Source organism: Blautia hansenii (genome assembly GCF_013304445.1).
Classification (GTDB): Bacteria; Bacillota; Clostridia; order Lachnospirales; family Lachnospiraceae; genus Blautia.
Genome location: NZ_JAAITA010000007.1, coordinates 51,697 through 74,933, shown reverse-complemented (window position 1 = coordinate 74,933; position 23,237 = coordinate 51,697). Strand labels below are relative to the sequence as shown.

19 protein-coding genes are annotated in these 23,237 nt (G+C 44.7%); 2 read left to right on the top strand and 17 right to left on the bottom strand.

All coding sequences use genetic code 11. From position 1 onward, the window contains the following. Position 1: 1 nt before the first annotated feature. The 6 genes from G5A70_RS07500 to G5A70_RS07475 all read right to left on the bottom strand — a co-directional run bounded on the left by G5A70_RS07500 (position 2) and on the right by G5A70_RS07475 (position 6,303). On the bottom strand, positions 2-1,495 hold the full coding sequence (locus G5A70_RS07500; protein ID WP_173749041.1) for a spore germination protein: 1,494 nt from the start codon (positions 1,493-1,495) through the stop codon (positions 2-4). A 122-nt stretch (positions 1,496-1,617) separates the two neighbouring features. Beyond that, positions 1,618-2,277 carry a GntR family transcriptional regulator gene (locus G5A70_RS07495; protein ID WP_173749040.1) on the bottom strand — a complete coding sequence of 220 codons (660 nt, stop codon included), beginning with the start codon at positions 2,275-2,277 and terminating at the stop codon, positions 1,618-1,620. Between the two features lies 1 nt (position 2,278). Further along, the gene (gene ispE / locus G5A70_RS07490; protein ID WP_173749039.1) at positions 2,279-3,151 is read right to left on the bottom strand and encodes a 4-(cytidine 5'-diphospho)-2-C-methyl-D-erythritol kinase; all 873 of its coding nucleotides are present in this window, start codon (positions 3,149-3,151) and stop codon (positions 2,279-2,281) included. A 231-nt stretch (positions 3,152-3,382) separates the two neighbouring features. Continuing rightward, a complete protein-coding gene (locus G5A70_RS07485) occupies positions 3,383-4,303 on the bottom strand; it encodes a hypothetical protein (RefSeq protein ID WP_173749038.1) in 921 nt (306 codons plus the stop codon). A 276-nt stretch (positions 4,304-4,579) separates the two neighbouring features. After that, a complete protein-coding gene (locus G5A70_RS07480) occupies positions 4,580-5,314 on the bottom strand; it encodes a LytR/AlgR family response regulator transcription factor (protein ID WP_173749037.1) in 735 nt (244 codons plus the stop codon). Then, on the bottom strand, positions 5,311-6,303 hold the full coding sequence (locus G5A70_RS07475; RefSeq protein ID WP_173749036.1) for a sensor histidine kinase: 993 nt from the start codon (positions 6,301-6,303) through the stop codon (positions 5,311-5,313). Before G5A70_RS07475 ends, G5A70_RS07480 begins: the two co-directional genes overlap by 4 nt. Positions 6,304-6,822: 519 nt before the next feature. Here G5A70_RS07475 and G5A70_RS07470 point away from each other — a divergent pair. Then, on the top strand, positions 6,823-7,317 hold the full coding sequence (locus G5A70_RS07470) for a hypothetical protein (protein WP_173749035.1): 495 nt from the start codon (positions 6,823-6,825) through the stop codon (positions 7,315-7,317). Between the two features lie 52 nt (positions 7,318-7,369). Here the strand turns inward: G5A70_RS07470 and G5A70_RS07465 are convergent, their stop codons facing one another. Beyond that, positions 7,370-8,929, bottom strand: a complete 1,560-nt coding sequence (locus G5A70_RS07465) for a DUF3794 and LysM peptidoglycan-binding domain-containing protein (RefSeq protein WP_173749034.1) — start codon at positions 8,927-8,929, stop codon at positions 7,370-7,372. Between the two features lie 15 nt (positions 8,930-8,944). Continuing rightward, positions 8,945-9,355 (bottom strand): protease complex subunit PrcB family protein, encoded by a 411-nt coding sequence (locus G5A70_RS07460; RefSeq protein ID WP_173749033.1) that lies wholly within the window; start codon positions 9,353-9,355, stop codon positions 8,945-8,947. Positions 9,356-9,547: 192 nt separating this feature from the next. On the opposite strand from G5A70_RS07460, the gene G5A70_RS07455 reads away from it, so the two are divergent. Beyond that, positions 9,548-10,291, top strand: a complete 744-nt coding sequence (locus G5A70_RS07455; RefSeq protein ID WP_173749032.1) for a lysophospholipid acyltransferase family protein — start codon at positions 9,548-9,550, stop codon at positions 10,289-10,291. 93 nt (positions 10,292-10,384) lie between these two features. On the opposite strand, the gene G5A70_RS07450 is transcribed toward G5A70_RS07455, so the two are convergent. The 9 genes from G5A70_RS07450 to G5A70_RS07410 form a co-directional block, all read right to left on the bottom strand. Further along, positions 10,385-11,785 carry an alanine/glycine:cation symporter family protein gene (locus tag G5A70_RS07450; RefSeq protein WP_173749031.1) on the bottom strand — a complete coding sequence of 467 codons (1,401 nt, stop codon included), beginning with the start codon at positions 11,783-11,785 and terminating at the stop codon, positions 10,385-10,387. Positions 11,786-12,014: 229 nt separating this feature from the next. After that, the gene (locus G5A70_RS07445; RefSeq protein WP_173749030.1) at positions 12,015-13,391 is read right to left on the bottom strand and encodes a UDP-N-acetylmuramoyl-tripeptide--D-alanyl-D-alanine ligase; all 1,377 of its coding nucleotides are present in this window, start codon (positions 13,389-13,391) and stop codon (positions 12,015-12,017) included. Positions 13,392-13,404: 13 nt separating this feature from the next. Further along, positions 13,405-14,433 (bottom strand): D-alanine--D-alanine ligase family protein, encoded by a 1,029-nt coding sequence (locus G5A70_RS07440; RefSeq protein WP_173749029.1) that lies wholly within the window; start codon positions 14,431-14,433, stop codon positions 13,405-13,407. A 46-nt stretch (positions 14,434-14,479) separates the two neighbouring features. After that, complete coding sequence (locus G5A70_RS07435) at positions 14,480-15,883, bottom strand: L,D-transpeptidase family protein (RefSeq protein WP_173749028.1); 1,404 nt, start codon at positions 15,881-15,883, stop codon at positions 14,480-14,482. Positions 15,884-16,083: 200 nt separating this feature from the next. Next, positions 16,084-17,376 carry an aminotransferase class I/II-fold pyridoxal phosphate-dependent enzyme gene (locus tag G5A70_RS07430; RefSeq protein ID WP_173749027.1) on the bottom strand — a complete coding sequence of 431 codons (1,293 nt, stop codon included), beginning with the start codon at positions 17,374-17,376 and terminating at the stop codon, positions 16,084-16,086. Between the two features lie 190 nt (positions 17,377-17,566). Beyond that, positions 17,567-20,158, bottom strand: coding sequence for a cation-translocating P-type ATPase (locus G5A70_RS07425; RefSeq protein ID WP_173749026.1), 2,592 nt, complete (start codon positions 20,156-20,158; stop codon positions 17,567-17,569). A gap of 78 nt (positions 20,159-20,236) precedes the next feature. Then, on the bottom strand, positions 20,237-20,968 hold the full coding sequence (locus tag G5A70_RS07420; RefSeq protein ID WP_173749025.1) for an aminotransferase class IV: 732 nt from the start codon (positions 20,966-20,968) through the stop codon (positions 20,237-20,239). Next, entirely contained in the window at positions 20,969-22,327 is a 1,359-nt protein-coding gene (gene pabB, locus G5A70_RS07415) for an aminodeoxychorismate synthase component I (protein WP_173749024.1), read from the bottom strand. Then, positions 22,308-22,922 carry an anthranilate synthase component II gene (locus G5A70_RS07410; protein WP_173749023.1) on the bottom strand — a complete coding sequence of 205 codons (615 nt, stop codon included), beginning with the start codon at positions 22,920-22,922 and terminating at the stop codon, positions 22,308-22,310. The genes pabB and G5A70_RS07410 overlap by 20 nt, the downstream gene beginning before the upstream one ends. Between the last annotated feature and the right edge of the window lie 315 nt (positions 22,923-23,237).

The window sequence follows — 23,237 nt, the reverse complement described above, 5'->3', positions numbered from 1 at the left end:
CTCATTTTCCCCCTTTCTCCATGCGAAGCCGTACCTTCTGATTTCTCTGTGCGTAAAGGGGCCTTCTGGTCAAAAAGCGGAAAGGCGCACGAATCACGCTGTCTCCTTCTCCTCTGTATCCTGCCTTTGTCTGTGCTGCAAAAGGCGTCAGATACGGAATTCCAAAGCTTTTTAACCCGGCCAGATGACTGGCAGTAAGATACAGCCCCAGAAGGATTCCAAACACTCCCAGCATTCCTCCCAGCAAAATAAAGCCAAACTTCAAAAGTCTGAATGGCGCAGAAAATTCCTCGTTGGGAATAGCCAGAGAACAAAGCGCCGTCACAGCCACCACGACCACTACAATGGGGCTGACCAGATTAGCCTCCACTGCCGCCTGCCCCACAATCAGACCGCCGACAATGCCAATGGTTCCTCCCAGAGGACCCGGCATACGCACCCCCGCCTCACGAATGGTCTCAAAAGCAATTTCCATAAACAAAATTTCCAGTACACCGGGAAAGGGAACTCCCTGCCGCGCCTCTGAAAAAGACAGAATCAGGCTGGCTGGCAGCACCTGAGTATGAAAATTCGTCACAGCCAGATAAGTGCCGGAAAACAGCAGGGTAAAAAACACTGCCGCATACCGGATAAGCCGCTGCAGAGATACGATTTCAAAGCGGTTATAATGGTCTTCGCTGACCTGCAGGAAATCGCCAAACGCCGCCGGAAGCAGCATACCAATAGGGGAATGGTCGCACAAGAGCAGAATCCTTCCGTTTAAAATTTCAGCTGCACACTTATCCGGCCGCTCTGTGGTTTGAAACTGAGGAAAAGGCGAAATCCAGCTTTCCTCAGTAAGCTGCTCAATCACTCCGGAATCCAGCACACCGTCAATGACAAAAGAGTCCAGCCTGTCTTCTATATCCTGCAGAAGTTCCGGCCGCACCAAGTCCTCCATGTACAAAAGCTGCACCAAAGTCTGACTTCTTTCCCCAAGTGTTTTCTGTTTCACCTTTAACCTGGTATCCCGAATCCGTTTCCTTACCAGGGCGGAATTCGTCTTCACCGCATCTGTAAACCCTTCCTTAGAGCCCCTTAAAACTTTTTCTCTGGAAGCCTCTGCCACAGACAGGTTGGGATACCCCTTGCTGGATACCTTGATGGCTCTGGCATACCCGTCCAGAAAGAAAACCGCATTACCTGCCAGCATAGAAGCAAACGCCGCGTCCATGGTATCCAATGGCTGTACGTCAGAAATTCCCATTCCATTATCCTTCACAAACTGCAGAATCTCCTCCGCGGGCATTTCCCACATATGGTTCACCAGTTTTCCAATGACGGAATCTTCCAGCATCATGTTGCTGACAGCCACTTCTATATAAACCACCAGACACCTGATTTTTTTCTCCTCTCCCAAAATCATGGGACGTATAATACAGTCGTCACAATTGTACAGCCTGCTTCTGACGTAGGTTTCATTTTCTTCTATATGAGTCGAAATCTTGCAGTCCATGCCCTTCCTCCTGAATATTATATTCTGTCGAATTTTTAAGCAACAAAAAAGAGAGGCTTTCACCTCCCTTTTAGTATCCCGCAATCTTTCTATTCTATTCCTGCCTGTCTCTCTGTCTATTCCTAATTCAGGCTGCGGATAATGGCTTTCTGCTGGTTGTCGATATGCACTTTGATGTAGTCCAGAGCCTTTTTCTCGTCCCGTGCTCTTAAAGCCTCACAGATAGAACGGTGCTCCTCTGCCAGGGTTCTTCTTACTGCAATATCCTTCAGGTATTCCATGCGGTAACGATACATCTGTTCCCGCAGGTTATTCAAAAGCTGCACCAGTCTTTTATTATTTGTGGCATTGTAAATAGTGTCGTGAAATTCCACATCCACTTCCGCCAGTTCTGTCAGATTTCCTTCCTCAATCAGATTCTGAAACCGGCTCTCAATTTCTTCCAGTTTCTCCATCTCTTCTCTGGTAATCCGCTCGCAGGCAAGAGAGATAGCAAGCACCTCCATGCCTTTACGCACCTCCAGCACATCATTTAAATCCCGTTCTGTAATGGACGCCACTTTCGCCCCTTTTCTGGGTGCCATAACCACCAGCCCCTCCAGTTCCAGCTTACGAATGGCCTCCCGAATTGGGGTGCGGCTGACACCCAACTGGTCTGCCAGGGTAATTTCCATCAGCCTTTCCCCCGGCTTTAATTCGCCTTTTAAAATCGCTCTTCGCAGTGTATTAAAGACAACATCCCGCAAAGGGAGATATTCGTCCATATGCATTTCCAATTCCATTTTATTTCCTCCTTCCGCCGTTATTAAACACTGTTGTCAGAAAAACAGTTCGTGCAAGATGGCTTTCTCTTAATGCCTCGCAGGCATGCTCCGCCAGTTTCTTATCATCAAACAGACCAAACACCGTAGGACCGCTTCCGCTCATCATGGCATTTAAAGCTCCATGGTCTTTCATATGGTTTTTAATTTCCTCTATAACAGGATAATGGGGAATGGTAACCGTTTCCAGTACATTTCCCATGAGGTCAGCGATTTTATTCAGATTGTGCCACTGAATTGCTTCCAGCATTTCGTCAATAGGCGGATGATATTCCAGCTGGTTTGCATGAAGATTTTCATAGACAAATTTAGTTGATACGCTAATGCCCGGCTTTCCGATTAAAACGTAGCAGTCCGGACAGGCCGGAAGCGCCCTTAATTTATCTCCGATTCCTTCTGCCAGTGCAGTTCCTCTTAACAGACAATACGGTACGTCTGCCCCGATTTTTACGCCTCGCTCCATTAATTCCTTTACAGACAGCCCCAGATGAAACAGACGGTTGACCCCAATCATAGCCGCCGCTGCATCGGAACTTCCTCCTGCCATACCTGCCGCTACAGGAATAAACTTCTGCAAATCTACGGTAAGTCCCTCTTGAATGTCAAACTCATCCATCAAAAGCTTTGCCGCCTTGTGCACCAGATTGTTTTCGTTTACCGGCACAAAAGGCAGGTTTGTGGTAATCTTGATGCCAGGTTTCCGGCTGATTTCCATATCTAACTGGTCATACATATTAATAGTCTGCATAATCATGCGCAGTTCGTGGTATCCGTCTTCTCTTCTGCGCAGAACGTCCAGACCAAGATTAATCTTTGCAAGTGCTCTCAGTCTCATGTGTGTTCCTCCCGCAATCTTGTATTTCGTATACAATATGCTGAAGCAAAATAACGATATTGTATATTGTATCCGTTTTAGTACACTCTATTCTATCTGAAAAAGTGGAAATTTTCAACTGGTAATGGGGAAATAATGCAGAGAGTACGGAAGATAGCATAAAAAATCTCACCACCATTTGTTTCCGTAGTGGCGAGATTTCATTTTTAACTCGTTATGTTATGGCAGTTTCTATTCAGGATTGTTCATTTCTTCCTGAATCTTACACACCCGCTCTTTTGGCAATTCCAGCAGCTTTGCTGTTTCTTCTACAGACAGCCCATTTTTCAGCAGTTTCCATACGCTGCTCTTTATACCTTGTTCCAACCCCTGCGTACGGCCTTGCTCAAGCCCTTTTTGAATCAGCTTATCTGACTCTAATTCCAACACTTTTCCGCCCATCACTTTACCAAATCCTTTCCTGGCTTTTTCCCTGTCCTTCAGGATATATTCTGCTATCCTTATGATTAACTCTATCAGGTCACGATATTCTTTCTCTTTTCCTTCTTCCAGAAATTCTTTTTCCAAGCGCGCTTCTATCTCTGCGTACGCTTCCAGCATTTTTTTCAGTTCCTGATGCTCTCCGTCGAGGTCTTTTTTCTCATAACGCATGATATAAAAAGGCAGGAGAAAGAAAAGTCGTTTCCCTAAGATTTCTTCTTTTGTATAATGCCCCGCATACACTGCGGGGACTTTGTACTCCCAGGTGCTTTTGTCCGGCATCACAACCTCTATGGTCAAAAACCTTGTCTCTTCATTGCCACGGAGATGCAGGATACAGGAATGAGGAAAATACATCCGGTATCTCCCTTCCTCTTTTTCCATGGATTCCAGGCTGATAGAAAAATCGTATTCTATCATACGCACCACCATACCGCTGTCCTGCGTGCTCTGGCACTCTAAATGGTACATTTTCTCTGCTATCAGAAGGTGGGAGTCTGTGATGATTTCCCCCTGTTTCGTCTGATGCTCATTTCTCCTCTGTATGATTTCGATGTCTTCCGGATAAGCGGTACCAAAGATTTCATTAATCAGGGGTATCGTCAGTTCCGGCATCTTTTCTATTAAGGTACGGAAGACATCATCAAAGATTGTATTATTCGTACTGGCCATGAAACATTCCTCACTTATGCTTGCTTATGTAGTGTTGTCTCATGTACTTTGATTGATTTTATCTTCTGTGAAATGACATCCGTTTTGCGTTACCACCATCCTTGTATGCATTCGAAATTGTTTGTGTTTGCTTGTTAATTATATTATAAATCACGAGGAAGTGGGAAACAAGCTATTTCAGGCAGGAACAATGCACCAATCTATATCCATTTATTTAAAATTACTTGAAGAAGTTTCGCAGTTAACAGGATCACTTTCTGCAAATTGGATAGCTGCTCATTTGTAAGTTCTAAGATATCTCACCGACACCGGACAAATACTTCCGTTTGTAAGAATAATCTGCTTTCGCCCCCGGTCTATCCTTTGAACATAATTTTTATTTACCAGCACAGACTGATGGCATCTGAAAAAATTAGGATATTTCTCAAAACTTGCTGCAAATTCCTTAATTGTCCCATATGTATGATAAACCTTTGTCTGTGTATAAATTGCTATCTTGTGCGAAGCGTCGCCGGAAGTTTCCATGTACAAAATTTCATCTGGGTTAAGGAAAATACGTTCTCCTCCCTGCTTAATAGAAAAACTTTTAGCCGATTTATTCAAAATTTGGCGATACACTTTTTCAGCGCTTTTCATACATTTCAAAATTTTCTCCGGCAGCAATTCCATATCATCTTTCACAATAAAATCCAAGGCTCTGACTTGATACTGAAAAGTCAACATACATAGTTCACTCTTAGAAGTAACAAATACAATTTCACCTAACGGGTCTTTTTCTCTTATTTTCTTAGCCGACTGCAGCCCATTCATATCATTTTCCAGACAAATATCCAAAAAATATAATCCGAATTCCGGAATTTTTTTCTCCAACTCTTCTAACAAGTCCTTCGGATTTAACGCTCCGAAAACAAATTTCTGACTGAAATCATGCATAAGCAGATACTTCTGAATGATTTCCGTAAAATACCGTAACTGCTGCGGATTATCCTCGCATACATAAATCTGAATCATTTTTCTCCCCCTTTATACAGTACCAATTCCACTAAAAAGTATGGCATTTCACAAGAAAAATTCCAATGAACATTTTCATATGAATTCAAAATATTTTCTGCCGTATACAATCCGATTCCACTATGATTTTTCTTCGACGAAATGTCGCGTTCACAAAGTCTGCTCAAAGGCAAGGAAATTAGATTTGTAGAATTACGAAGCAAAATTGTAATTTTTTCAGAATCTGAAATAACCGCTATAGTAATCTCTTTTTTATCCGTTTCCTGTGCAGCTTCTATTGCATTATTCAAAAAAATCCCTAAAACCCGAAGTAAATCCATCTCTTTTACCGGAAATTCCTCTACCATTTCTCTTATTTCAACTTCCACATGAATTCCCTTTTGGGAAGCTAAAAGTATCTTTGAAAATATCAAACTTTTTACTGTATCATTCTTTAAAAAAGCCAATCTTCCCAGCTGTTGGTCATGCCCGGTCATTTCTTTTCCCATTGGCAAAATATTCGTATAAAAATACTGAGAAAGCTGTTCTGTATTTTTTTCGTCAATATAAAACTTCATGGAAGAAAGCATATCAATATAATCATGCTTAAAGGAACGCATATTCTGGTATAACTGTTCTATCTCATGAGTATAGGATGAAAGATTTTCATACTGTGTAAGCTGCATATTTAACTCACGTTCTCTTTTTTCTATCCGCAGAATTCCGGTCAGAAGTGCACTGCTCAATAAAAATACTGCCAGAAACAGAATACCGTTAAACGTAATGATTTCCGGAGAATACCCCACCTGCTCTCCAAAAATAATCAGTACAGCAAAAATCAACACATTTACTGCCAGGTTTCCCAATATCCCCCATAACAAAGGTTGGAAACCGGAAATACGCTGAATCTGAAATTTCGTGTGCAGCAGCCATTGCACTCCTTTTTCTGTCAAAAACAGACTTGGTAAAAATATGAGCATATGCACAAACAGGTATCTATCCCTGACCATTTGTAATGTAACTCCCAAAAACAGATGCCAGCCCCACGCGGCTAAATAATCCATGCAGACAAATACCAAGTATCCGGTAAAAAAACTAATAAGGTTGGATAACTTCTGGGGTGTTCTATAAATCATAAAAAAAATAGCACCGATTAATCCAAAAACGGTTGTAATCTGATTCAAAAACGGGGCAGTAAAAAACACCAAAATCAAAATAAAACAGAAAAAACAGACCTTACGTCTCTTGGAAAATGTTCTGTCTTGAGTCACTGTACCGGCAATATAAAAGTTTAACGTACTAAAAAGATAATAAAAAAGCATCTGCACATAATTCATATTTTTCTCCCCTCTTACGAATAAGAATACGAAACTGTACGATTCATACCCTGTGCAAAACAATTACGATGAAAACTCAGCAAAATATTCCTAAAATATTTCCTTTATAAATTTCATGATACAATTATAACAACAGATAAAAGAATCGCAATGAAATCCGGCAAACGTAATTTCTATCAAGGGGGATTGAAAATGAATAAATCAAAACTATGTTTTCTCGCTTCCTTCTGCCTTACGTCCTCTGTTCTGTTTGGCTGCAGCAAGGAAAAAGAAGAACTTTCTACGAAACATCTGACTGCTGTCATAGAAAATACTTTTAAAAATATCGATGATTCACAGTACGAACAAACAGAAATTCCATCAACCGTTCCCGACTGGGTATATGAACGCTTTGAAACACATATGACCTCAGAAGAACTGGAAAATTTCTTGTCCACAGGTACCTATCAAGTTGCTGTATTGGCCTATATGAATGACAAAACTATTCAGATAAAAGATTTGTCCATAGACCATAAGAACGATTACTATGAGCTCTGTTGGACAACACAGGTAAAAGACATCCATGCAAATGTAGAAATACTGCAAGTGGAGGCAAGTGCACAACTGGACACCAATGGACTGGTAACCTATTTAAACATAAACGACATGTTTGAACTTCAAAAAATTCTCGAAAACCAGTCTCCTTAAAGATGACGCAGGAAGCCGCCGGCTACTTCAATAGCCGACGGCTTCCTGCACTCTATCTCTCCACCTTTTTCATCAATAACAGACCGTCCCCCGGTTTCACTTCCTCACTCTCCAGCCCGTTTAGTTCCATAATATTCTCAATGGTAGTATAAAATTTCTTGGCAATATCCCACAGGGTATCGCCCTGCTGCACCTGATACCCCACGATTCCGGGCATGCTTCTCAGCTTTTCCCGGTCCAGCTCCCGCTCTTCAATTTCCCGGATAATCCCCATTTCCGTCTGATTCATCACCAGCGCATTAAGATTCATCACAATCTTCACTTCGATTTCGTCGCTGTCAATCATGGTGGTGGAAAGCTGTTCCAAATCTGTCCGCAAATGGTAAACACACTGCTCGTTGATGCCTTTCGCCTCAATGACATGAGTAAAAGGTATCATGGTTTCCATGGCATAAAAAGGCATTTCATCATCGCTGACAATGTACAGAATCCGCACCCGTACTACACCTTCCGTCTCTATGCCGTTTTCCACAATCCGGGTACTGTCTACCTTTACATTGCCGTCACTGTGGCAGATTTGCAGAATTTTCCCCTGGCTGTTCTCCGTCTTTATCCGGTCATTGACTTTACATTTGGAAAAATTCTTCACCAGCAGGTTTTCCAGCTTCTGCTTTTCCCGTATGGCCTGGCAGTCCCGTACCGGGGTGTATACGTCCATAAGCAGAGACAATTCTTCCTCCTCATAAATCTTCATTTCCAGCTCCAGCACTGTATCCACGCTGATAATCCGTTCTTCTCCGTCCTCGTCCTGTTTCACCTTTAAATCACTTTGGGGCACTGCAATTTCCACGTTGGGAATCATGTCACTGCTGCAGCCCGGACATTCCACCTCTTCATAAAAGGGCACCGAATGTTCCAGCCACTGAAGAGAATTGTTGTCATCATTTCCGCTGTAAAGGGCAAAAACAAAAAGTTCACCCTTCACTCCGATTTTGTCATTTTCTGCCCGAATATCCAGCCCGCGAATTTCTACCGTATTCCACAGCAGTTCATAAATATCCGGCTTGTTGGAACTTAAAGCTATGTCTTCTTTTACCCGCATGGTGTCTTTTTTATGTACAGCCGCCCCCATAACGGAAATCTCCTGTTTTTTCTTAGAAATTTCCTCATCCTCCACGCTGATGGGCAGGGCGGTCTCCAGCATTTCTTCCACATAGGCTGTAAATGTCACCAACGCCTTAATATTCAGTTTTCGGGAATGAATCAGCTGCACGCTCAAATCTTCAATATCCCATTTCAGCTGTACCTTGTCTCCATTTTCCAGCCCTTCCAGATTCAACGTCTCTCCTATGCGCAGAGTCCCCATAAGGCTTTGTATTTTCCGTTCCTGGCTGTCACTGACATACAAAAGGCAGACCGCCAAAGCGCCGGTAATATATGCTCTTCCCTCTGAAATCTGAATATCCTCAATTTGAATATCACCCTTTTTTTGAATCATTCTGCCGATGTCCGGTTTCACGTCCGGCACATTCAAATCTTCATCAAACGTAATCTGACTGACTGCTTCACATTTTCTTTTTAACATTCTTACCTTTTTCTTTATCAGTTCCACACCTTAACCCCTTTTCTATTCAAATATGACCGGTTCTTCCCGGTATTTCATCTTCACCACCAGACAAGGATACGAAGGCTCTTCTTTCAGTTCTTCCCCGTCCTTGGGGCCTATAAGCACCGTCTGCAGGTGAATGGCATTTTCCCAGAGAGACAAATCCTCAATCTGTATACTGTATCCACCGGTTTCCTGCTTTCCGTATCCCTTCAGCAGATAGAGATAGCCCGCGTCCTGATAGGTCATCTGAAATTCTGTTTCCTGATTCTTGGCAATCAGTTCCTTCACCTTTTCCGGAAAATCCGCCTCTTTCATCACCGTATATTCCGGCTTTATTCCGTCCCCTGCCCTTACTTTTTCAATACTGCAGCCATACAAAAAGCAGGAAAACAGCACCAGTAACAAAAGCCCTGCTGTCCTTTTTCCCATGATTTGCCGCCTTCACTTTACTAGCCTTATCCTAAATGTATGCGGGGCAGAGAGAAAATATAACAGAAAAAACAAATACAGGCTGCCACATATGGTGTTTTCCCTTGCATATCCCTTGCGCATTCATTATAATAAAAGTATTTCACAAAATATTCTTAACATTACATTATCAAAAAGGAAAAGGTACTTATCATGTTGCGATTTATTCTTGTATGTATCTGTGTCATCGGATACCTGGTTTTATCCATTCCTATCCTTCTGGTGGAATGGGTCATCGGAAAATTTAACAAACGTGCCAAGGACATCAGTTCCCTGCGCATCATCCAGGCGGTATTTCGCTTTATCTTAAAGGTAACCGGCGCTGACATCACCGTTATCGGACACGAAAATATCCCGAAAGACCAGGCGGTACTCTATATCGGAAACCACAGAAGTTTCTTTGATATTCTGCTGACCTATGTGCTCTGCCCGGATTTGACCGGCTATGTGGCCAAAAAAGAAATGGAGCCTATCCCTCTGCTTTCTATCTGGATGCGTTATCTGCACTGCCTGTTTCTGGACAGACAGGACATTAAAGCCGGAATGAAAACGATTCTTACCGCTATTGAGAAAGTAAAAAGCGGGATTTCCATCTGCATTTTCCCGGAAGGAACCCGCAACAAAGGAAAGGATGAACTGGAACTGCTGCCTTTTCATGACGGAAGTTTCAAAATTGCCACCAAAGCAGGTTGTCCTATTGTGCCCATTGCCATTAGCAATTCTGCAGAAATTTTCGAGTCCCATTTCCCGAAAATCAAGCCTTGCAAGGTCGTCGTGGAATACTGCAATCCTGTGTATCCGGACCAGTTGGACAAAGAAGACAAAAAACATCTGGGTGCATATACTCAGAATATCATTCTGGAAACACTGAAAAAGAACCGTGGTTTGACAGAATAAAAAACTGCCCTGCAGCAGCACATTTCAGAACAAAGCTTTTCCTGAAAATATGCCGCTGCAGGGCAGTTGCTCATTCTTTATAAAATAGGGTTTTTACCAGCAGTCCGTATGCTCAATCCCTACATCTTTTGCCTTAAATACAGGCTCTTTTCCTTCTTTTCTCTGTTTCTCGTAGTCCTTTAATACCTTCACAGCCGTATTTCCCAGAATCAGTATTACCAGAATATTCACAGTAGCCATGCAGCCCATAGTAATATCCGCAATATTCCACATCATGGAGAAATCTGCCTGGGCTCCCAGAAATACTGCCACCAGACAGCTAATTCTGAAAATCAGAAGCAAAGTCTTATTGTTCTTAATAAACAGAATATTGGACTCTGCATAGTAATAATTTCCAATCAAACTGCTGAAGGCAAAGGCAAAAATAGAAAGTGTAATAAAATGAATGCCCCAGGTTCCCACATTTGCAGAAATGGCTTTCTGTACAAAAGGAATGCCATCCAATACACCAGGTTCTCCCTGCACACCTGAAAGAATCACCATCATAGCCGTAGCAGAGCAAATCAGCAGTGTATCAATGAAAACAGACAGAACCTGCACCATTCCCTGTTTCGCCGGATGGCTGACAGACGCGCTCGCAGAAGCATTGGGCGCACTTCCCATACCCGCTTCATTAGAAAAAAGACCTCTCTTAATACCGATAACCACTGCGCTTCCGGCCATTCCTCCTGCAAAAGCCTGCAAATCAAAGGCCTGAGACAGAATCATGGAAAACACATGAGGCAGTTCCGTAAGATTCATTAAAATCGTAACAAGTCCGATAAGCAGATAAGTACCTGCCATAATAGGCACAAGCACAGATGTAATAAAGCCGATTCTGTGTACGCCTCCGAAAATAACAAAAGCTGTACCTGCTGCAAGAACGAGTCCTACTATCATTGGATAAATGGTATCGCTGTATCCCGGAATGTAATATTCCAGAGAGGATGACATGTTAAAGGACTGCAGCCCATTAAATCCATAGGCAAAACAGATAATCAACAGGATGGAAAACAGAATGCCAACCCACCGTTTTCCCAGAGCCTTTTCCATGTAGTAAGAAGGGCCCCCTCGAAATTCATCTTTATCCTTTACCTTATAAACCTGTGCCAGGGTACTTTCAACAAATGCAGACGCGCCTCCGATTACAGCCATAAGCCACATCCAGAACACTGCACCTGCGCCTCCCGCTGCTATAGCAGTAGCAATTCCGGCAATATTTCCCGTTCCCACCCGGGAAGCTGTGGAAATCATCAGAGCCTGAAAAGAAGAAACCTGTTTCTTCCCATTTTCTTCTCCTGCCTTTTCCTTTAATACACGAAAGGACTCCTTCAGAAGCCTTACCTGTACAAAACGCGTACGAACCGTAAAGTAAATGCCCGTTCCTACCAACAGAAACAATAACAGATAGGTATACATAAAGTCATTTACTGCACTTAAAATATCATTCAGCATATATCATGTCCTCCTTATATTATAGTATCTTCCATAGCCATACAGCCATGCACGCTCCTGAAATTATAACAGAAAACAAAGCATTTCGCAAGAATTACAAAGTATTTATCATAACGCAATGTATTTTTATAAAAAAAGAATATCTATGCCTCCAACATACCACTGCATGGAAAAGACATAAATATTCTTCTTGTAAATTCTTCTATCCAACTTTGTATCAGGGAAATTTTCAAACCGTTTTCTCTGACAGCGCTTCCACCAGCTTACCGAATTCCATAAAATGAGATGCCTTTACCAGAATGGTATCTCCCTTTTTTAGAATCTGGAAAAGCTGCGCCAGCAAGGCTTCTTTATCTGCAAAGTGCAGCACTTCTTTATCCGGCGCTTTCGCCTTCGCCGCATTGGCCATATGGGCAGACAAATCACCTACGCAAAGCAGCACATCAATGTCTTTGGACACCGCGTATTCGCCTACCTCCCGGTGCATTTCCACTTCATCAGCCCCCAGTTCTCCCATGTCGCCCAGCAGCGCCACTTTCCTGCCCAAAGCGTCTGCCAGTACATCCAGAGACGCCCGCATGGAAACCGGATTTGCATTATAACAGTCGTCTATCACTGTATAACGGTCGGTTTCCATAATGTGAAATCTTCCGCTGACCGGCTGCAGACTTTCAATTCCTGCCTTGATTTCCTCCAAGGTTAAACCATAGGTCAGACCCACGGCTGTTCCTGCAAGGGCATTGTAAACCATATGATGACCGGGAATCGGAATGAGCACGGCAAAACTGTCCTCACCTGCATGAATCCGGCAGGAAATGCCCTTCAAACCTTCCGGCTTGATTTCATCTGCCCAGATACCCTGGTGATTCTCAATCCCGAAAAATACCGGCTGAATCCCTTTTACTTCCTGTACGGTTACCAGTTTATCGTCATCTCCGTTTAAAAGAATGTGACCGTCTTCCCGCAGATAATCAAAAATTTCCGTCTTGGCCTTTAAAATACCGTCTCTGGATTTGAGAAATTCCAGATGACACAGACCAATGTTGGTAATCACGCAAGTATCCGGTCTGGCAATCTTCGCCAGCCGGTGCATTTCTCCAAAATCGCTGATACCCATTTCCAGCACTGCCATTTCATGCTCATCCCGCAGTCGGAATACCGTCAGTGGAAGTCCCAGCTCATTGTTAAAATTCCCCTGGGTCTTCAGTGTATTGTATTTCTGAGAAAGAACGGCTGCAATCATTTCCTTTGTGCTGGTCTTTCCCACGCTTCCCGTAATTCCCACAACGGGAACAGAAAGCTGTTTCAGATAATATTCTGCAATGTCTTTCACTGCGGTAAGGGAAGACTTCACCTGAATATAGGGATAGGGCTGCTCTCCCAAATCCTTTTCTGACAATGTGGCCAGGGCTCCCTGCTTCATGACCTGCTCAATGAAAGCGTGTCCGTCCGCTCTGGCTCCTTTAATGGGTACGAAAAGACCGCCCTTTTCTGCTTTTCTGCTGTCCGTAAAGATACAGGTAACTTCCTCTTTTTTCTGCTCCTCTGTTCCCCGGTAAATGCCGCCGCAGGCTTCTGCGATGTGCTCTAACGTGAGATTTTTCATGGCTTATGCCCCCTTACTGATATTTTTTCAGAGAAACCTCAATGAGTTTTTCGCACAACTGAGGATAATTCATTCCAATGACTTTCGCTTCCTGAGGAATCAGGCTGGTAGGTGTCATCCCCGGCAGAGTATTCGCTTCCAGACAGTACATATTTCCCTCTTCGTCCATAATAAAGTCCAGTCTGGCGTAGGCCTGCAGTTTCAGTGCTTCATAGCCCTGTTCCGCATAACGCTGCATTTCCTTTGTCAGTGACGCAGAAATTTCCGCCGGACAGGTTTCCACGCAGGAGCCTGCCTGATATTTATTTTTATAATCGTAAAAGCCCTGCAGAGGTGCGATTTCGATAACCGGATAGGCCTTGCCGTCCACAACGGCCACAGAAAATTCTCTTCCTGTAATATACTGCTCTACAACCACCTTATCCTCATAGGAAAAAGCTTCTAAAAGAGCCTGGGCATACTCTGACTCATTCTTTACAATAAATACGCCTACACTGGAACCACCGCAGCACGGTTTCACAACCACCGGAAACTCCATGCCGTAGTCAGTAAGACGGCTGTTGTCTCCCTTTTCCAGAGTGGTTCCCTTTGGTGTAGGAACACCTTTGGCTTCAAATACCATTTTCGTAATGCCTTTGTCCATGGCCATGCCGCTGCTTAAAGGATTCGAGCCTGTGTATTTAATACCCATTAAGTCCAACACAGACTGCACCTTTCCATCCTCTCCGTTGGAACCATGAAGAGCCAGAAATACAATGTCTGCTTTTTCACATACCGACAGTACATTGGGGCCAAAAAAGCCTCTGCGGGATTTCATGGTTGCTTCCAGTCCGGCGCTGTTTCTGCGCATTTGCTCTGCTTCTTTTTCTATGTCATATTCTGCCGGAAATAAATCTTCCTCCAGCGTCTCTCTGCCGAAATACGGGTCAATCATAATGGCACGGTGATTTCTCTCTCTCAAGGCTTTGCAGATTCCCTGTCCCGATGCAATGGAAACCTCTCTCTCTGTACTGTTTCCTCCTGCTAAAACTACTATCTTCATATCTCAAACTCCTTTGATTGGATTTTTCTTATGCTTGCATACTATCTCAATATACCACTACGGGAACCCCTTTTTCAATGTTATTGAAAATCTTTTCTGCATTGGCAGGCGGTGTATTCACACAACCGTGGGAACCATTGTTCAGATACTCCGAACCGCCGAAGCTGCTTCTCCAGCTTGCGTCATGAATACCCGTATTGGCATAGAACGGCATCCAGTATTTTACCGGAGAACTGTAGTCTTCTCCTACCAGAGTTGCGTCACGCTCTTTGTACATAATGGCGTATACACCGGTATGGGTATCCCATCCCTTGTTGTGATTTCCGGTTACCACATCGGTATCTACCAGAAGCTGTCCGTCCTTAAAGAACCACATATGCTGCTTGGAGAGACTGATTTCTACATAGGTATTGCCGATTTCATCTGTCTCTCTGTGGTAGCCGGTATAAGTGTATTCCGGCTCAATGGTCTGGGACTGTCCGCTTTTGATTGCTTCGATAATTTTCGCAGTAGTGTCATTAGGTGCAATAAGCCAGCCGTAATCCCCTCCCGATACGGTAATGGTCTCTCCCGTAGCTGTCTTAAACTGACGGGAACTTCCGAAGGTATCGTACTTATATTTCAACTGCTGCACATATTCCTTCACCTTGGCTTCATCTAATGTTACATTTCCGCTGTCATCTGTTGTGAGCCAGTCTTTCATTACATCTTTATTGATAACTTCCTGACGGTCTGCAAAATCCACAGTCACCGTTACATTCAGGAATGCATTTCCCTGGTTTCTCTCTTTTGCCAGGTTTTCATCTGTACTTAGAACAGAAGGGCTTGTATAGCAGCCTGCTTCGTCCAGATTAACCTCCTGTGCGCCGCTTTCAATGGCATTTTTGACAGCTTCCTTCACCTTATCCTTGTCAAGTTCTGTACCCTGGGTTTCCGGAATGATTTCATAGCCGTTTTCCGTAACTTCCAGATGTGCGTCCACAGGCTTCACCATATTGGCGTCCTGCATGCAATCCAGAGCTTCTACAGCCTGGTTCAGCGCCTCTTCACTGTAAGAAGTTGCTGCTGACATGGTATAATCCTTTTGATGTGCAAAGGACAAAAACCAGGTAAATGGATTCTGCTGCTTTTTCAATTTTTTCACAGTGCCGTCATTTTCGTATTTCATCCGGATTTGGGATGCTGTAATACTTTCCGTCTTGTCCTCCCGCTCCTGAATTACCAATTCATAGGAGGCAATCTGGCCTTCTATATCACGTTCCACCTCTTCTACAGTCTTTCCGGCGCTGTCTAGCCCGTTAATCTTAGAGCCGGGATAAAAGTGCCCGGAATAATAGAACACTCCGCCTGCGTAAACAACTGCCAGCACTACAATATAGGCAATCAGAATACCCAGCACGATTTTCTTGGCTTTTTTATAGTTGCGTTTCTTTGTTTTCTTTTTTGCCATATTTATCTACCCCTTATTTCTTTCTGTGCGTTTCAGTATAACACATTTTTCCGGATATACCAATATGAAGAGTGCTGAAATTCCTGATTGGTCTTATTATTACTTATCATCTGGTGGACTGTGCAATACATTGGAGTTAAGGAAAAGCCCCCATGAGGTACAAACTCACGGGGGGGTTCTTCTCTGCTGCTCTCTTCTCTTTATGCCGCCATCTCTTCTAAAATCTTCTCAATGCTCACCAGTTTCACGCTGAGCACAAAAATTTCTGTAGCCAGCTTCAACTCTTCCACAGTCGGGAAACTTGGCGCAATACGAATATTGCTGTCATGAGGGTCGTTTCCGTACGGATACGTAGCTCCTGCGTCTGTCATCTTCACGCCTGCTTCCGCTGCCTTTGCAATAATCTTCTTCGCACAGCCGTCCATGGACTCAAAGGAGATAAAATATCCGCCTCTCGGAGCGGTCCAGGTACCGATTTCTGCTCCCTGCAGTTCTTTCTCCAGTGTATGCTCTACGATTTCAAATTTAGGACGGAGAATTTCCGCATGTTTTTTCATGTGCTTGTGCATACCTACAATGCCGCCGAAAAAGCGCACATGACGAAGCTGGTTAATCTTGTCGTGTCCAATGGTCTGCACAGACATATGTTTCCGGAAATCATCCAGGTTTCTCTGAGAAGCAGCTACCGCCGCAATACCGGAACCCGGGAAGCTGACTTTGGATGTGGAAACAAATTTGTAAACCATATCCGGATTTCCTGCTTTTTCACATTCATACAGAAGTTCCAGAAGGAAGTCCTGTTTGTCGTCATATAAATGGTGAATACAGTATGCATTATCCCAGAAGATACGGAAGTCTTCTGCTGCCGGTTTCAGCCTTGCAAACCGCTTCACTGTGTCTGTGGAATAGGTATATCCCTGCGGATTGGAATATTTCGGCACACACCAGATTCCCTTAATAGCCGGGTCTGTGCTTACCAGTTCTTCTACCATATCCATATCCGGACCTTCCGGTGTCATAGGCACGTTAATCATTTCAATTCCAAAGTATTCCGTAATACGGAAGTGACGGTCATATCCAGGGACCGGACAGAGAAATTTCACCTTATCCAGCTTGCACCAAGGAGTGCTTCCGCATACACCATGAGTCATGGAGCGGGAAATGGTGTCAAACATCACGTTCAGACTGGAATTTCCGAAAATAATAATGTTTTCGGGGGGTACTTCTGTCATTTCACCTAACAGGCGTCTTGCTTCCGGTATTCCGTCCAAAAGTCCGTAGTTACGGCAGTCAATTCCTGCTTCGCATTTCAGCTTATCGGTGCTTTTCAGTTCTTCCAGCATATCCATGGCAAGCTCTAACTGCTGCTTGGACGGTTTTCCTCTGGACATATCAAGGTTTAATCCTTTTGCTTTCACTTCTTCAAACTGCATTTCTAAATCGGCTTTCATGGCCTGCAACTGTTCCTGACTAAGTTCTCTGTAAGATGTCATGGCTCTCCTCCCGGCATTTTATTTTCATTCGTTGCTTCCTATTGTATGCCAATATATGACTTTGTGTCAAGCACTTCCTGCATTTTTGTCGTATTCCACCCAATAAATGCCTTGCCAACTTTTTATATATGCAATTTTTTGTACTTACGCCTGCATTTTATTTAGGATAATAAAGTATTAGCAACGTTTTTCAGTCCTTGCCCGCTTTTCGCCCCGAAAGGCATTTCCCGGGAATCAGCAGAAGTTCATGCATCAGAAGCGGTACTGCGGAGAGTCCCAGAAGAAATTGCCACTGCCCCCAGGACAGGCGCACGGTTCCAAAGGCCTGCACGAAGCAGGGAATTTCCGTCACCATAAGCTGGAGCGCCAGCCCCAGGCAGAATGCAAGAATCATAAAGGGATTTTCCAGATGATTCATGGAAAAAATGGATTTATTCTTATCTCTCATGCCAATGGCATGGAAAAGCTGGGAAACTCCAAGCACAGTAAAGGCATAGGTCTGCCCTCCTTTGTAAAAGGCATACAGGGTAATGCCCGCTATGAGAAATCCGTAAAACACAGTAAACAGCCAGCCGCCATGAGCAAAAAGCCCTTCCTGGGGATTTCGGGGACTTTCTTCCATCAGGGCTTTGGCATCGTTTTTGTCCACGCCAAGAGCCAGGGCCGGGAGCGAATCTGTAATCAGATTGACCCAGAGAATGTGGCAGGCTTTCAGGGGCGTAGGCAGTCCCAGGCAAACTGCGGCAAACATGGTAATAATTTCCCCAAAATTGGAGGACAGCAGAAAGAGAATGGATTTTTTAATGTTTACATAAATGCTCCGTCCCTCTTCCATGGCCTTTTCTATGGTAGAAAAATTGTCGTCCGTCAGTATCATGTCTGCGGCGTTTTTTGCCACGTCCGTGCCGCTTTTTCCCATGGCAATCCCGATATCCGCCGCCTGGAGAGAAGGCGCATCATTGACGCCATCCCCGGTCATGGCTACGATTTCTCCTCCTCTTCGGAATCTCTGTACAATTTTTACCTTATGGGCAGGGGTTACTCTGGCAAAGACACGGATATTTTTCATTTTTGCGGCAAATTCCTCTTCGGTCATTTCATCCAGTTCCTGTCCCGTAATGCACTGGTCCATAGATTGGGCAATTCCCGTCTTCCGGGCTATGGCAAAGGCTGTGTCCTTGTAATCTCCGGTAATCATGGCGACCTGTACTCCTGCCTGCTTCAACGTCTTCACGGACTGGGCCGTTTCCTTTCTGGGCGGGTCAATCATACCTGCCATTCCTGCAAAAATCAGATTTCCGGCAAGTCCTTTTTCTGTCTTTTCCAAAACCCGTTCACGATAGGCCAGAGCCAGCACCCGAAGTCCGTCTCTTGCCATACTTTCCATTGCCATACGGATTTTCATTCTTCTTGCCTGGGTCATTGGCTCTGTCCCATCCCGCAGTTCCACAAAGGCGCATTTCTCCAGAATATAGTCGCAGGCGCCTTTGACATAAACCGTTTCATAGCCGCCCGTTCTGTGTACGCTTGCCATATATTTTTTTTCGGAATCAAAAGGGATTTCAAAAGTTCGGGGATATTGCTGCAAAAGGCGTTCCCGGTCATAGCCCAGTTCTTTCCCCATATGCAGAAGCGCCAGTTCTGTGGCATCACCGATTTCCTGTTCTCCCAGCATACTGTTATTACATAGAAGAAAGCCTTCCAACAGTCTGGGAAATTCCCGTTTCCGCACTCTGGACAAAGGCAGAATGATATCATTGGCATAAAGAGCCGTAACTTTCATCTTATTTTCCGTCAGGGTTCCTGTTTTATCTGAACACACCACACCTACGGAACCCAATGTTTCCACTGCGGGCAGCTTGCGGATAATGGTATTCACCTTTACCATGCGGGCCACTCCCAGCGCCAGAACAATGGTAACCACCGCAGGCAGACCTTCAGGAATGGCCGCCACAGCAAGGGAAATGGCAAGGAGAAGCATTTGCAGGAGATTTCTGTGCTGCACCAGCCCCAAAAGAAACAGCGCCGCACACAGAACCACTGCCACAATGCTCAGCAGTTTCCCCAGGTCACCCAGTCGTTTCTGCAGCGGCGTCAGTTCTCCGGTAACCTCGTTAATCATACCCGCAATTTTGCCCAGTTCCGTGTCCATGCCCGTGGCCGTCACAATGCCTTCTCCACTGCCTTTCATAATTTCACAGGACATATAAACCATGTTTCGCTTCTCTGCAGCCGGAAGGTCCGGTCTCATGGCTGCCGCTGTCTTTGCAACCGGCAGGGATTCTCCTGTAAGGGCAGATTCATTCACGGAGAGCCCTTGTACCTGCAAAAGGCGAAGGTCTGCGGGCACCTGATTTCCGGCTTTTAGCTGTACCACGTCTCCTTTTACCAGCCGGGCGGCAGGAATTTTCTGATACACGCCGTCTCTTTTGACAATGGCAGAGGGCGCTGTCATCTTTTTCAGCGCCTCCATGGCTTTCCTGGCTTTCCCTTCCTGTATGACTCCTACCGTGGTATTTAAGGCAATGACTGCCAGGATAATTCCCGTATCGCTGAATTCCCGCAGCAGTATGGAAATGGAAGCAGCAATGAAGAGAATGAAAATCATGGGGTCGTTTATCTGTTCCTGTATCATATCCCATACGGTCTGCTCTTTGGCTTTTTTCAGCACATTTTGGCCATCCCGCTGGAGGCGCTTCTCTGCTTCCGCTCCGGACAAACCGTTTTTTTCATCTGTGTGCAGGGCTTTGCACAGTTCTTTGGGCGTTAAAGTTTCGTACATGCCGTACCTCCTGCAAGGACAAAATCTCTAACTCAATGTATGCAGGGGGTATGTGGGATATACATGGTTTCCCAGTTCCTAGAGAACATAGCGGCTGCGGTACTCTTCCCTCAACCTCCGCCCCGTCTCCATACTTGGAAATACAAAATCCTCCATCTGTCTCACGGGCATAATTCCAAGCAAAGAGTTCGTCACAAACATTTCCTGAAACTCCGGCACCTGCCCGGGCAAAATTATCCGCTCATGGATTTCGTAGTTCTGATACAAATACTGCCGCAGAATCCCCGGCAGCATACCACAGGACAGGGGCGGCGCCATGATTTGTCCGTCTTTGACGAAAAACACATTGGAGACAGCCCCCTCTGCGATTTCGCCTCTGGTATTCAAAAAGACAGGTTCCTGAATTCCCTGGGCTTTTGCCCTGCGTTTTTCCAGAATACAGTCTCCGTAATTTAGCGTTTTGTGATACGTCAGCGGGGAGGTTTCATTTCTGCGGATTTTTGCGTATGCTGCGGTAAATCCCTGCCTGTAGTCCTCCTCCCTATAAGTATTTTCCCTTGTGCTCACTACTATATTTTTCTGGGAAACCGTGATTTTCAGCACCTTTCTCCCGATTTTCACCGGCTCTTCCCCAAGGGCTTCCTGCACCTTTTGCTGAATTTTTTCAAAATCCACCTGCAATTCAAAAAACTGCAAAGCCTGCAAAAGACGCTGGTAATGCTCTTCCAGAAAAACAGGTTTTCCCTCTTCTACGGCTATGGTTTCAAATGCCCCCAGGCCAAAATAATATCCCTCATCTGCTGTAAACATCTATGCTTCCTCCCAAAGTGCTTCCAATACTGCCCTTGCTTTCTGCAAAGTTTCTTCGTATTCAAATTCCAAATCCGATTCGCAGGTAATACCGCCTCCCACTCCCAGATAATATCGGTTGTCCTTATGAATAGCTGTGCGGATGACAATATTCAAATCGCAGTTTCCGTCAAAAGAAAAATATCCCATAGAACCGGTGTAAAGGTTGCGTCGGTCATGCTCCAGTTCGTCAATAATTTCCATGGCTCGGATTTTGGGCGCTCCGGTAATGGAACCGCCGGGAAAAGCTGCGGGAATAGAATCTGCCGCGCCGAGTCCCTCCTTTAATTTTCCCACAATGGTTGTAACCAGATGAAAGACTGTGGCATAAGTTTCCACTGCAAAGTGTTCCGTCACCTGCACGCTGCCCGACTGGCACACATGGTTCAAATCATTTCTCTCCAAGTCCACAATCATCAGCAGTTCGCTGCGGTCCTTGGCAGAATTTTTCAGTTCTTCTTTCAGACTGGCATCTTCCCGGGGCGTCTCTCCCCGCTTTCTGGTTCCCTTAATGGGACGTGTTTCGATTTGTCCGTCTTTCACCTGCATGAACCGCTCCGGCGAAGCGCTGACCACCTGGAAATCCCCGCATTGAAAAAATCCCCCAAAGGGTGCGGGATTGTGCGTCCGCAGATAGCGGTACACTTCGTAAGGCTCTTTTTGACTGTCCACCGTCAGCTGCTGGGTCATATTGGCAATGTAAATGTCTCCCTCTATGATATAGGAAATCATTCGGTCAATGGCCTGCTTATAGTCTTCTTTTGTAAAGTTCGGAGAAAAGGCAGCAAGCTGACTGTGTTTTGCCGGTTTCACGGCGGGAGTACAACTTCGTATTTCCGCCTCCAGACGGCAAATGCCCTGATCTGCATCTTCTGTCTCGCCTCTGGCCGTGAGATACAAAGTTTTCTCCTGCTTGTCCTCTATAATAAGGAAGTCATAGAACACAAACAAAGCCTCCGGGATATCCAGCTTCTTTTCGTGGCGGCTTTCTATCTGCTCAAATTTCCTGCCGTAATCATAGGAAAAATACCCCAATGCCCCGGAAACCAGCGGCAGATGTGTGGAATTTTCCTCCCGGTATTTTTCCAGATATCCCTTTAAAGCAGTCTCCAGTGTACCCTTCTGAGGCTTCCCATTTTCATAAAAAGTGCCGTCTTCTTCTTTTAAAATCAGATACGGATTCAGACCGATAACGGAATACTGCCCCAGTTGGTTTTCCAGGGAAGAATCCAGAAAAATCGCCATATTTTCTTCCTTGTAACACTCAAAAATATCCTCTGCCTTCCGGTAAAAATTCAGCTTATAAACCTTTGTTTTCATGCGCTCCCCACCACTCCTTACTTATTTTTACAAAATTCTCCAACAATTCATGACCGTATTGGGTTAATACGGCTTCCGGATGAAACTGTACGCCGTAGATTGGAAATTCCCGGTGATGCAGTCCCATAATCACCCCGTCCTCTGTGCGGGCATCCACCTCTAAAGCAGCCGGAAAGTTTTCACTGCTGACTACCAGAGAATGATACCGGGTGACTTCATAGGTCTTTGGAAGCCCCCCAAACAAGCCTTTCTGGTTCGTCTCAATCGTGCTGACTTTTCCATGCATGGGCCTTTCCCCTTTCTCCACTTCTGCCCCGAATACGTGACCGATAATCTGGTGCCCCAGACATATCCCCAGAATGGGGACTTTTCCAGCCAGCTTTTCCACAATTTCCTTACAGTTTCCACAATCCTTTGGACTTTTGGGACCGGGAGAAATTACCACCCCTTCCAAAGCCCCGGTTTTCAGCATACCTTCTATCTCTTTTGCTGAAATCTTATCATTTCGCACCAATTCTACCCGTTCTCCACATTCTTCCAGATAACAGGCAAGGTTATACACAAAAGAATCGTAATTATCAACCATTAAATACATACTGTGCTCCATTTCCCTGGCAGCCCCTTCTTAAAAACAGAAAAAGACTGCCGAAAAGGCTCTTTCTTCAAGAACCTTTTCCGGCAGTCTTCCGATTATCGGGCACACCTGATATTTTCGTTGTCTCATTGTAACATAGGCATTCCCGCATTTCCACTGTTTTTCGAGAAAAACAAGAAGCCCTATGCCATACGCAACGACCTCTTCTTTTCTGCCGAAATTTGTTTTCCAGATTCCATCTTTCTGTTTCCCTGCTCCGCTCTCCAAAATACCGCTCTAAAATACCATTCCCCGGTTGCCTGCTTTCCTTCCTTC